Below are 11,806 nucleotides of genomic sequence, written 5' to 3'. Positions count from 1 at the left end.
CGCGCGTCCTTCATTGCGGCGTGAATGGGGTGGATTGCGGCTCGCGCGCATCATAGCGCACACCCCAAATGACCCGGCACCGTTGTAATTTGCACCGATCGGGGTTCGGGTGCAACGCCTCGGAGAGTCGGGGTTTTAAATGGTGGGCGCGACAGGGATCGAACCTGTGACCCCTACGATGTCAACGTAGTGCTCTCCCGCTGAGCTACGCGCCCGAAAAGACGGCCAAGGGCCGCGGGAAGCAGAGCCTATATCGGCTTCATGCTCGCGGCGCAAGCCGAGCGTCGCGGCCTCAGGCGGCGAGCAGACGCTGGACTTCGTTGACCAGGTCCTTCAGGTGGAAGGGCTTCGAAAGGATTTTCGCTTGGCGCGGTGCGTGATTGTCGGGGTTGAGCGCGACGGCGGCGAAGCCGGTGATGAACATCACCTTGATTTCCGGGTCGAGTTCGGTCGCCCGGCGCGCCAGCTCAATACCGTCCATCTCCGGCATGACAATGTCGGTGAGCAGAAGCTCGAACGGCTCCTCGCGCAGGCGGTTATAGGCCGAAAGCCCATTGTCGAAGGAGGCGACGGCATAGCCGGCATTCTGCAGCGCCTTGGCGAGGAAGCGACGCATGTCGTTGTCGTCCTCGGCGAGCAGAATTTTGGGATTTTGTTGAAAGGTCTCGTCGTTCATCACAGCCCCTGGTTTCCCGCCATCAAAGCCCCGTTCGGTAAAAATCGAGTGAAAGTGACCCTATAATCAACTAACGATCGAGGCTTTCGCGGAGATTTGACCATCGCCGGTGCCATCGACAGGCCGGCCATCTGGTGTCAAACTTGGCCCTAATTCGGGCGCCGATGCCTTGGCCGGCACCGCGGCGCCCGCAGATCGGAGCTTTGATGGCCGCATTCAAACCCGGCAGCATGCCGTTTTTGTCCTTGCTCGAGACCGCGCCCGTGCACGAGCCGGAGCTCGATCCCCCCTTCGACGTGGTCGAGCCAGCGCGATTGGCCGCACCGCTGGTGCTGTCGTCGCCGCATTCAGGCTCGGTTTATCCGGCGCGCTTTCTGGCCAGCTCCCGCCTCGATGCGGCGACTCTGCGCCGCTCCGAGGACGCCTATGTCGACGAGCTTTTCCTCGGCGGCGTCGAAGTCGGCGCGCCGCTGATCCGGGCGCGCTTTCCACGCGCCTATCTTGATCTCAATCGGGAACCTTACGAGCTCGATCCGCGCATGTTCGAGACGCGCCTGCCGAGTTTTGCCAATACGCGCTCGGTGCGGGTTGCGGGCGGCCTCGGTACGGTCGCGCGCGTGGTCGGCGATTCACAGGAAATCTACGCACGCAAGCTGCGGCTCGATGAGGTTCTGGCGCGGATCGATTCGCTTTATAAGCCTTATCATCGGACGCTCGAAGCCCTGCTGTCGCGCGCCTGGCAAAAGTTCGGCATGACGGTTCTGATCGATTGCCATTCGATGCCGTCGGTTTCGACCTGTCCGCCGGGGCGCGAGAGCGAGCGGCGGATCAAGGCGGATTTCGTTCTCGGCGATCGTTACGGCACGAGTTGCGCCACAGACCTCATCGATCTCGTCGAGCACGAATTGCGAAGCTCGGGTTATACGGTCTTTCGCAACAAGCCCTATGCCGGTGGCTTCATCACCGAGCACTACGGCGATCCGGTCAATCATCTGCATGCGATGCAGATCGAGATCAATCGCGGGCTTTATATGAATGAGGCGAGCCTGGCCAAGGCGCCGCGCTTCTCCACGATCGCCAGTGATTTGTCGCGCGTCATGGCCGTGCTGGCCGCCTATATCGCCGCCGGGCATGCGGGCACGACCCGGGCCGCCGCCGAATAAGCGCGGAGACCGGTTCAGAAATGAAAGAGGCCGCTTGCCAAAGAGCAAGCGGCCCAAGTCTAGGGAGGAAACGCCCAAGGAGGGCATCGGCGACAACCGGGTTGTCGCACTGCAATAATATGCCCCCGCGTCGCACAAAGCGCAAGTCTTATTGACCTATTTTGCGCTTCTGCGGCGGCGCGCCGCATGAAATGGCCTAAGGTATTATTCTCGAAGAGAAAATTTGGCTTTTTCCGCCACTAAAAAAGCGTTGCTCTGATGCAACGCTCACGCAGCTTCGGCCATAATCCAGGTTCGGCACGGCGATAGAGGCTCTATGGTCGTTTCACGCATATCGAGTCGCGCATGACCGCCATCGACCTTACCGCTTTCATCGAAAAACTCGCCGATGTCGCCGGGCAGATCATTCTGCCGTTCTTCCGCACCGCGATTGGTGCGGAGGACAAGAGTAGCGCCGGCGGCGTGTTTGATCCGGTCACGGAGGCGGACCGCGCCGCGGAAGTCGCCATGCGCCGCTTGATCCGCGAGACCTTCGCGCACCACGGCATTGTCGGCGAGGAATTCGGCAGCGACCGCGAGGAGGCCGAATATGTTTGGGTGCTGGATCCGATCGATGGCACCAAGAGCTTCATCTCGGGGTTTCCGACCTGGGGAACCTTGATCGGCCTGCTGCATCGGGGCCGGCCCATCTACGGCGCCATGGCGCAGCCCTTCACGCGCGAATATTTCTTTGGCGACGGCAAGATCGCGACCTGGCGCGGGCCGGGGCGCGATCACAAGCTGGCCCAGCGCCGGCTCTATGTGCGCGCTTGCGAAACGCTATCGCGCGCCACGCTGCTCACGACATCGCCCTTGCTTTATCCCCCCGAGGCGCTTGCCCGATTCCGCCGTGTCGAAGACAAGGCCCGGCTCTCGCGTTATGGCTATGATTGCTATGCCTTCGCCATGCTTGCGGCGGGCCACGTCGATTGCGTCATGGAGGCCGGCGTCAAGGCCTATGACATTGCGCCGCTCATTCCGATCGTTGAAGGGGCAGGCGGGATCGTTACGACCTGGACCGGCGGCGACGCGGCGTTGGGCGGCAATGTCATCGCCGCCGGGGATAAGCGCCTGCATGAAGCGGCGCTCGCCTTGCTCGCGGGCTAAGCGCGGGCGGCGAGCGGCCAGCGCCAGAAGCGCCGGCGGCGGCGCCGCGGCATGGCGCGCAAGGTCTTCGCGAGTTCGTCATTCGCGCCCGGGACGAAGGCGTCGAAAGCCGCCCAGAATTGGCTGCGAAACGCATCGCGCTCCATCAATAGGTCGTGGCGCGCCTGGGGCAGGGTGATGAAATGTCCAGCCTTGAGACGGCTGGCAAAGGCTTCGATCGCCGGCGTCGCGACGATGCGGTCGGCGCCCGCGGCAATCACCAGAATTGGCGTCAGCGTCCGGCGCGCGTAATCGGCATTTTCGAACCGGCGCATCAGCCGCAGCGCGGCGTTCGCCCAACTGACCGTTGGACTGCCGAGGACGAGCTGCGGCGCGGCGTTGAGCACCGCGACGGTGCGTTCATGCCGGGTCGCGTCAGAGGTCAGGATATTGCGCGCGAAGGGCCGCAGGAAAACCGAGCGGCCGCTGCCGCCGGGAATGTAAGCGCCGCCGAGGCCGATGATGTCGAGGCCTTCCACCAAAAGCCGCGCGCCGGTCTTGAAGCGCAATTGATAGAGATCGATCATCGGCGATGTCAGCACCAGCCGGGTGAAGGGCGAACGCCCGGCGTGTGCCTGGGCGATGAGCACAGCGGCACCCATGCCGTGGCCAAGCGCGAACCATGGTTTCGGACATAAAGGTTCGAGCAATTGATCCCGCAGCGCGATGAGATCGCGCTCGTAGATTTCGAAGTCGTCGATATGGCTTTTGCGCGGATTGCCGAGCTGGCGTTCCGATAGGCCCTGGCCGCGCCAGTCCATGGCGACGACAGCAAAGCCGCGCGCCAGCAAATCGGCGACCGTCTCGAAATAGCGTTCGATGAATTCGGCGCGCCCGGTGAGGATTGCGACCGTGCCGCGCGGCTTCGGCGGCCCTTCCCAGCGTGCGGCCCGCAGGCTGACTCCATCCTGGGTCGTCAAAGGTGTGGCGATGGCGCCGTCGGGCACCGGATTGGCCGGAATATTGATCAGCTCCAATCGAAGCCTCGTCTTTGCCGTTTGGAGGCGCGGCGCCTCGCGAATCCGGTCGAAAGCGCCCTTGCAACCCGCACAATCGCTACCACATCAAATCCGCGCGGGCCAATCGGACGCGCAGAAAACGGGTTGCGGTCAGGGCTTTAGCCGGCTGCCGCCCCACTCGCTTTTTTGAGGAGAATGAAATGCGACAGTTAGACCTTACCCCGCTTTACCGTTCGACCATCGGCTTCGACCGTCTGTTCAATCTCGTCGACCAAGCCGCCGGCTTCGAAGCGGTTCCGTCTTATCCGCCCTATAACATCGAACGCACCGGCGAGGATTCCTATCGCATCTCCGTCGCCGTCGCCGGCTTCGCCGAGAATGAACTTTCGGTCGAGAGCCGGGAAAACAGCGTGCTCATCCGCGGCTCCAAGGAAGCTCGGATCGACAGCGATGCCGCCAAGAAGGATGTTCTTTATCAGGGCATCGCCGCGCGCGCCTTCGAGCGCCGCTTCCAGCTCGCCGACCATGTCTATGTGAAAAGCGCGAGCCTTGAGAACGGGCTGCTGCATGTCGATCTCGTACGCGAACTGCCGGAGGCGCAGAAGCCCCGCCAGGTTCCGATCGGCAAGGCCGGGCCGAAGGCCGTCGAGAGCGATACGGCTCCCAAAGCTGCTTAACGCTTCAGTTTGCGGACCAGCAGAGAAGGGCGCCTGAACCGGCGCCCTTTATTGTCCGCCGACGCCGCCAGCAGCGGCGGCGGGTTTTCCCGCCGCAATTTTTTTCTTGAGCGGCGGCAGCTTAGTGTTCTGGATCAAGCGTCCGGCTTCGGCATCGAAGACCAGCCGATAGGCAACCCCGTTCGGGTCTTCGGCTTCCGCGAGGTAAATATTGTCCCTGCGTTTCGGCTTGGCGACGAGATGCAGGCCGAGCCGCGCGACGCGGCGGCGGATGTCTGCGACGGTGAAGCTTGGCGCGTAATATCCAGGCGGCCCGGCAAGCGGGCCTTCGTCGCCGGGTGGTCCGGGCGGCGGCGGATAATCGCCGTGATAATATTGATAGGCCCAGGGCGGCGGACCATATTGCGCTTGCGCCGGCGCGGCGGGAAACATTGCGCCGCTGAGCATAAGAACAATCGCGCCGGCGGCCGATGAGGCGTGTTTCGATGCGCGGAGGGTTCGGTTCGCGCGTGCCGCGTCAGAGCCAGCCATGATATCCTCCATCGAGCACGGAGCTCTCCTGAACCTTTACAAGAATTTCGGCGAAAGTCGGCGCGGATTGCGGCAGGGCAGCGGCCTAAACCGCCGCGGGAATCGAGGTGAATTTTGAGGCGCGTTCGGCCGGCGCAAGATCGGTTCGCCGGGGGCGTAGATTGGCGGCGATATTTTGCCCTCCCGAGCAAAGTGTGCTTGTGTTTTCACTACAAATTTGAAAAAGTCGCACCGCGTCGATAGGACAGCTTTGTTGACCTTTCAGAATGCTGGCACGTTTCCAGCATTTTTCAGGCACAATGCCGGTTGCGGCGGGCATTCTCAAATATTGGGCGAGTTCGACCCGGCTTGAGTTTTGGGGACGGAGCATGACGGCTGCAGGAAAGCATCAGCGGATTGGGTCGGATCATGGGCACGAGGCGGCGAAAGACCGGCTTTCGGCAGCCCCCGGCCTCGACCCGGGGCTGCCGCCCGCGCAGGGCCTGTACGATCCGGAGCGCGAGCATGATTCATGCGGTGTCGGCTTTATCGCCAACATGCACAATCAGAAGTCGCATGACATCATCAGCAAGGGCCTGGAGATCCTTCTCAACCTTGACCATCGCGGCGCGGTGGGGGCGGACCCGAAGGCGGGCGACGGCTGCGGCATGCTTGTGCAGATGCCGCACCGGTTCTTCGCCGCCGAAGCGGCCAAGCTGGGCTTCAATCTGCCGGCCGCCGGCGACTATGCCGCCGGGCTGATCTTCCTGCCCCGCGATGCCGAAATCCGCGGCAAGATCGAAGCGCTGATCGAATCGATCGTTGCCGCTGAGGGGCAGACGTTGCTCGCCTGGCGCGACGTGCCGGTCGATTCCTCCGGGCTCGGCGAAAGCGTCAAGCCCACCGAGCCCGTCATCAAGCAAATCTTCATCCAGCGCGGGCTCAATGCCGGGCAGGCCGGGGCCGATCACGACGCATTCGAGCGGCGCCTGTTTATCCTGCGCAAGGAGGTTTCGAACGCCGTTCTGGCGATGAACGATCCGCGTACCAAAGGCTTCTACCCAGTCTCGCTATCGTCGCGCACGATCGTCTACAAAGGCCTGCTGCTGGCGACGCAGCTCGACGAATATTTCAAGGATTTGCAGGATCCGCTGTTCGAGTCGGCGCTTGCTTTGGTGCATCAGCGCTTCTCGACCAATACGTTCCCGACTTGGCAGCTCGCCCATCCCTATCGCATGGTCGCCCATAACGGCGAGATCAACACTGTGCGCGGCAATAACAATTGGATGGCCGCGCGCGAGGCTTCGGTCAGTTCGCCTTTGTTCGGCGACGACATCAAGAAGCTTTGGCCGATTTCCTACAATGGCCAGTCGGACACGGCCTCCTTCGACAATGCGCTCGAGTTCCTCGTGCGCGGCGGCTATTCGCTGACGCATGCGATGATGATGCTGATCCCGGAGGCTTGGTCCGGCAATCCGTTGATGGATGAGGGCCGGCGCGCCTTCTACGAATATCACGCCGCGCTGATGGAGCCGTGGGACGGCCCGGCGGCGGTGGCCTTCACCGACGGACGGCAGATCGGCGCGACGCTCGACCGCAACGGCTTGCGGCCGGCGCGCTATGTCGTCACCGACGATGGCTATGTCGTGATGGCGTCGGAAGCCGGCGTGCTGCCGATTCCGGAAGAAAAAATCGTCACCAAATGGCGTCTGCAGCCCGGCAAGATGCTGCTCGTCGATCTCGAACAGGGCCGCATCATTTCGGACGACGAGATCAAGGCGGAGATGTCGAAGCAGGCGCCTTATGCCAATTGGCTGGCGCGCACGCAGATCAAGCTGGAGGAATTGCCGCCTGCGGCTGCCGCCGTGCGCGCCACCCGCGGCGATGTATCCTTGCTCGATCGCCAACAGGCCTTCGGCTATACGCAGGAAGACATTGCGCTGTTGATGGAGCCGATGGCCGAGACCGGCCAAGAGGCCGTCGGCTCGATGGGCACCGACACGCCGATCTCGGCGCTGTCGTCGAAGTCGAAGCTGCTCTACACCTATTTCAAGCAGAATTTCGCGCAGGTGACGAACCCGCCGATCGATCCGATCCGCGAAGATATCGTCATGAGCCTGGTCTCGTTCATCGGGCCGCGGCCGAACATTTTCGACCGCGAGGGCAATGCCATGCGCAAGCGTCTCGAAGTCAAGCAGCCGATCCTGTCGAACGACGATCTTGAAAAGATCCGCAACATCGGCATGGTCGAGGACACGTTCGACACGCGCACGCTCGACGTGACTTATGGCGCCGACAAGGGCGCCGAAGGCATGGCGGAGGCGCTCGACCGGCTCTGCAAGCGCGCCGAGCAGGCCATCACGAGCGGCTATACGATCATCGTCTTGTCGGACCGCCTCGTCGGGCCGGACCGGATTCCGATCCCCTCGCTGCTTGCGACGGCCGCGGTGCATCATCATCTGATCCGCAAAGGCTTGCGGACGTCGGTCGGCCTCGTCGTCGAGACGGGGGAGGCGCGCGAGGTGCATCATTTCGCGCTTTTGGCCGGCTATGGTGCGGAAGCGATCAATCCCTATCTCGCCTTCGAAACCTTGAACGCCCTCGCCGAGGAACTTCCCGACGACGTCGACGGCCACGAGGCCGTGAAGCGTTACATCAAGTCGATCGACAAAGGCCTCATGAAGGTCATGTCGAAGATGGGCATCTCGACCTATCAATCCTATTGCGGCGCGCAGATCTTCGATGCGGTCGGCCTCGCGGAAGACTTCGTCGCGCGTTATTTCACCGGCACGGCGACGCGCATCGGCGGCATCGGCCTTACGGAGGTCGCGCAGGAATCGGCGCGGCGGCATCAGGATGCGTTCGGCGATTCGCCTGTCCTGCGCAACGCCCTCGATGTCGGCGGCGAATATGCCTATCGCATTCGCGGCGAGGCGCATTCCTGGACGCCGCAGTCCGTTTCGCTGCTCCAGCACGCCGTGCGCAGCAATTCGGCCGAGACTTACAAGTCCTATGCGGCGCTTCTGAATGAGGAAAGCGAGCGGCCGCTGACGATCCGCAGCCTGTTCCGCATCCGCGGCGCGGAGGAAGACGGCCGCACGCCGGTGCCGCTCGATGAAGTCGAGCCTGCGGCGATGATCGTGCGGCGGTTCGCGACCGGCGCCATGTCCTTCGGTTCGATCTCGCGCGAGGCGCATACGACGCTCGCCATTGCGATGAACCGCATCGGCGGCAAGTCGAACACCGGCGAGGGCGGCGAAGAAGCCGATCGCTTCAAGCCGCTGCCGAATGGCGATTCGATGCGCTCAGCGATCAAGCAGGTGGCCTCCGGCCGCTTCGGCGCGACGGCGGAATATCTCGTCAACGCCGACATGATGCAGATCAAGATGGCGCAAGGTGCCAAGCCCGGCGAGGGCGGCCAATTGCCCGGCCACAAGGTCGATGCGGTCATCGCCAAAGTGCGTCATTCGACGCAGGGCGTCGGCTTGATCTCGCCGCCGCCGCACCACGACATTTATTCGATCGAAGATTTGAAGCAGCTGATTTACGATCTGAAGAACGTCAATCCGCGCGCCGACGTGTCGGTGAAGCTCGTCTCGGAGATCGGCGTCGGCACGGTGGCCGCGGGTGTTTCCAAGGCCAAGGCCGATCATGTCACGATCTCGGGCTTCGAAGGCGGCACCGGCGCTTCGCCGCTGACTTCGATCAAGCATGCCGGTTCGCCGTGGGAGATCGGCCTCGCCGAGACGCATCAGACGCTGGTGCTCAATCGCTTGCGCTCGCGCATTGCGGTGCAGGTCGATGGCGGCTTGCGTACCGGCCGCGATGTCGTGGTCGGCGCGCTGCTCGGCGCAGATGAGTTCGGCTTCGCCACCGCGCCCTTGATCGCCGCCGGCTGTATCATGATGCGCAAGTGTCACCTCAACACCTGTCCGGTCGGCGTCGCGACGCAGGACCCGGTGCTGCGCAAGCGCTTCGTCGGCCAGCCCGAGCATGTCATCAATTATTTCTTCTTCGTCGCCGAGGAAGTGCGCGAATGGATGGCCAAGCTCGGCTATCGTAGCTTCAACGAGATGATCGGCCAGATGCAGATGCTCGACCGCGCCAAGGTCGTCGAGCATTGGAAAGCGCAGGGCCTCGACTTCTCGAAATTGTTCCATAAGCCGGCGGCGGCGAGCCCCGAGGCGATCTATCACTCGGAACTGCAAGACCACGAGCTCGAGAAAGTTCTCGATCATAAGCTCGTCGCCGAGGCGCAGCCGGCGATTCAGCGCGGCGCCAAGGTCAAGATCGAAACGACGATCCGCAACAGCGACCGCACCGCCGGCACGATGCTGTCGGGCGAGATCGCCCGCGTCTACGGCCATGCCGGCCTGCCGGATGAGACCGTGCATATCAAACTCAAGGGCACGGCGGGACAGAGTTTCGGCGCTTGGCTCGCCAAGGGCGTGACGCTCGAACTCGAAGGCCAGGCCAACGACTATGTCGCCAAAGGCCTGTCCGGCGGCAAGATCATCATCTATCCGCCGGCACAATCGCCGATCGTGCCGGAAGAATCGATCATCGTCGGCAATACGGTGCTTTACGGCGCGATCGCCGGCGAATGCTATTTCCGCGGCGTCGCCGGGGAGCGCTTTGCCGTGCGCAATTCCGGCGCGATCACGGTCGTCGAAGGCACCGGCGACCACGGCTGCGAATATATGACCGGCGGCATCGTCGTCGTCATCGGTAAGACGGGGCGCAATTTTGCTGCCGGCATGTCGGGCGGCATTGCCTATGTGCTCGACGAAGAGGGCGATTTCGCCCAACGCTGCAATCTTGCGATGGTCGAACTCGAGCCGGTTGTCGCCGAAGAAGAGAAGATGCAGGAGAGCTATCACCAGGGCGGCGATCTCGACTTCCACGGCCGTGTCGACGTCATGCGTGACATGACGCGGTTCGATGCCGAGCGCCTGTATCAGTTGATCAGCAATCATGCCGCTTACACCGGCTCGGCGCGGGCGCGTCTCATCCTCGACAATTGGGATGAGTATAAAGGCAAATTCCGCAAGGTGATGCCGGTCGAATATCGCCGTGCGTTGGCCGAGCTGATGGCGCAGGAGCAGGACGCGCCGACGCTTGCGGCGGCCGGCGAATAAACGTCATAGGGTTTGACCAATCATTGGTTTGCCCGCCGCGAGGCGGGCCGGTTCGGGGCTGATATGGGCAAAGTTACGGGCTTCCTGGAGATCGACCGGCGCGACCGGCGCTATGCGCCGGCCTCTGACCGCATCCGCAATTATAAGGAATTCATGATCCCGCTTTCCGAGGAAGCGACGAGGGATCAGGCCGCGCGCTGCATGAATTGCGGCATTCCCTATTGCCACAACGGCTGCCCGGTCAATAACCAGATCCCAGACTGGAACGATCTCGTCTACCGGTCGGATTGGGAGGAGGCCGCGCGCAATCTCCATTCGACCAACAATTTTCCGGAATTCACCGGCCGCGTCTGCCCGGCGCCGTGCGAAGCGGCCTGCACCCTGAGCCTCACCGACCAGCCGGTGACGATCAAGACGATCGAATGCGCCATCGTCGATCGTGCCTTCGCCAAAGGCTGGGTGAAGCCGGAGCCGGCGGAGCGCCGCACCGGCAAGAAGATCGGCATCATCGGTTCGGGGCCTGCGGGCCTTGCCTGCGCGCAGCAGCTCGCCCGCGTCGGTCACGATGTCCACGTCTTCGAGAAGCATCTGAAGATGGGCGGCCTGCTGCGCTATGGCATTCCCGACTTCAAGATGGAGAAGCATCTGATCGACCGCCGCATCCAGCAGATGGAGGCGGAGGGCGTGAATTTTCACGGCGGGGTCAATGTCGGCGTCGATCTCGATCCGCTGAACCTCGTTGAAGATTGCGATGCGGTCGTGCTCGCCGGCGGCGCGGAAAAACCGCGTGATCTGCCGATCCCCGGCCGCGACCTCGCCGGCATCCATTTCGCGATGGACTTTCTGCCGCAGCAGAACCGGCGCGTCAGCCGTGAGCCGTTCCACACCAACCAGCCGATTCTCGCCGCTGGCAAGCGCGTCATCGTTATCGGCGGCGGCGACACCGGCTCCGACTGCATCGGCACTTCGGTCCGCCAGGGCGCGGTGAGCGTCACGCAACTCGAAATCATGCCGATGCCGCCGGAAAAGGAAAACAAGCTCCTCACCTGGCCGGATTGGCCGCTGAAGCTGCGCACGTCCTCGAGCCACGAAGAAGGCGCAAAGCGCGATTTCGCGGTCATGACGAAGGAATTCCGCGGCGAGAACGGCGTCGTCAAGCAGCTCGTCTGCATCCGTGTCGACGAGAAGATGAAGGAAATTCCCGGCAGCACCTTCACCATCGAGGCCGATCTCGTGCTGCTGGCGATGGGCTTCGTCTCGCCGATTTACGAGGGCTTGCTCGAGAAGCTCGGCGTCAAGCTCGACGGCCGCGGCAATGTCGCAGCCAATGTGAAGGATTACCAAGCGTCGCTCGACAAGGTCTTCGCCTGCGGCGACATGCGCCGCGGCCAGTCTCTCGTCGTCTGGGCGATCCGCGAGGGGCGGCAGGCGGCGCAGGCGGTCGATACGTTCCTGACGGGATCGAGCGTTCTGCCGCGGTGATCCGCGCGACGCGGAC

Annotated in this window: 8 protein-coding genes and 1 tRNA gene; 5 read left to right on the top strand and 4 right to left on the bottom strand. The window is 62.9% G+C overall.

The window, feature by feature from the left end; translation table 11 throughout:
- Nucleotides 1–140: 140 nt before the first annotated feature.
- Both Q0025_RS08670 and cpdR read right to left on the bottom strand, forming a co-directional pair.
- Nucleotides 141–215: transfer RNA gene (locus tag Q0025_RS08670), tRNA-Val, on the bottom strand.
- 77 nt (nt 216–292) lie between these two features.
- Nucleotides 293–676 carry a cell cycle two-component system response regulator CpdR gene (gene cpdR, locus Q0025_RS08665; RefSeq protein ID WP_297298030.1) on the bottom strand — a complete coding sequence of 128 codons (384 nt, stop codon included), beginning with the start codon at nt 674–676 and terminating at the stop codon, nt 293–295.
- Nucleotides 677–906: 230 nt separating this feature from the next.
- Between cpdR and Q0025_RS08660 the strand changes: the two genes are divergently transcribed.
- Both Q0025_RS08660 and hisN read left to right on the top strand, forming a co-directional pair.
- A complete protein-coding gene (locus tag Q0025_RS08660; RefSeq protein WP_297298076.1) occupies nt 907–1,839 on the top strand; it encodes an N-formylglutamate amidohydrolase in 933 nt (310 codons plus the stop codon).
- A gap of 345 nt (nt 1,840–2,184) precedes the next feature.
- Nucleotides 2,185–2,985 carry a histidinol-phosphatase gene (gene hisN / locus Q0025_RS08655; RefSeq protein ID WP_297298028.1) on the top strand — a complete coding sequence of 267 codons (801 nt, stop codon included), beginning with the start codon at nt 2,185–2,187 and terminating at the stop codon, nt 2,983–2,985.
- Here the strand turns inward: hisN and Q0025_RS08650 are convergent.
- On the bottom strand, nt 2,982–4,001 hold the full coding sequence (locus Q0025_RS08650; RefSeq protein ID WP_297298026.1) for an alpha/beta hydrolase: 1,020 nt from the start codon (nt 3,999–4,001) through the stop codon (nt 2,982–2,984). The two genes, hisN and Q0025_RS08650, sit on opposite strands and share 4 nt — an antisense overlap.
- 182 nt (nt 4,002–4,183) lie before the next feature.
- Here Q0025_RS08650 and Q0025_RS08645 point away from each other — a divergent pair, with 182 nt between their 5' ends.
- Nucleotides 4,184–4,660 carry an Hsp20 family protein gene (locus Q0025_RS08645; RefSeq protein WP_297298024.1) on the top strand — a complete coding sequence of 159 codons (477 nt, stop codon included), beginning with the start codon at nt 4,184–4,186 and terminating at the stop codon, nt 4,658–4,660.
- Nucleotides 4,661–4,708: 48 nt separating this feature from the next.
- Here the strand turns inward: Q0025_RS08645 and Q0025_RS08640 are convergent, their stop codons facing one another.
- Complete coding sequence (locus Q0025_RS08640) at nt 4,709–5,107, bottom strand: hypothetical protein (RefSeq protein WP_297298022.1); 399 nt, start codon at nt 5,105–5,107, stop codon at nt 4,709–4,711.
- 452 nt (nt 5,108–5,559) lie between these two features.
- Here Q0025_RS08640 and gltB point away from each other — a divergent pair, with 452 nt between their 5' ends.
- Nucleotides 5,560–10,308 (top strand): glutamate synthase large subunit, encoded by a 4,749-nt coding sequence (gene gltB, locus Q0025_RS08635; protein ID WP_297298020.1) that lies wholly within the window; start codon nt 5,560–5,562, stop codon nt 10,306–10,308.
- A gap of 63 nt (nt 10,309–10,371) precedes the next feature.
- Nucleotides 10,372–11,790, top strand: coding sequence for a glutamate synthase subunit beta (locus Q0025_RS08630; RefSeq protein WP_297298018.1), 1,419 nt, complete (start codon nt 10,372–10,374; stop codon nt 11,788–11,790).
- The last annotated feature ends 16 nt before the right edge of the window (nt 11,791–11,806 follow it).

Origin of the sequence: uncultured Methylovirgula sp., from assembly GCF_947646745.1 — a bacterium.
Taxonomy (GTDB): Bacteria; Pseudomonadota; Alphaproteobacteria; order Rhizobiales; family Beijerinckiaceae; genus Methylovirgula.
Note: the sequence above shows the minus strand (reverse complement) of the source record. Positions and strands in the feature narration are given on the sequence as shown.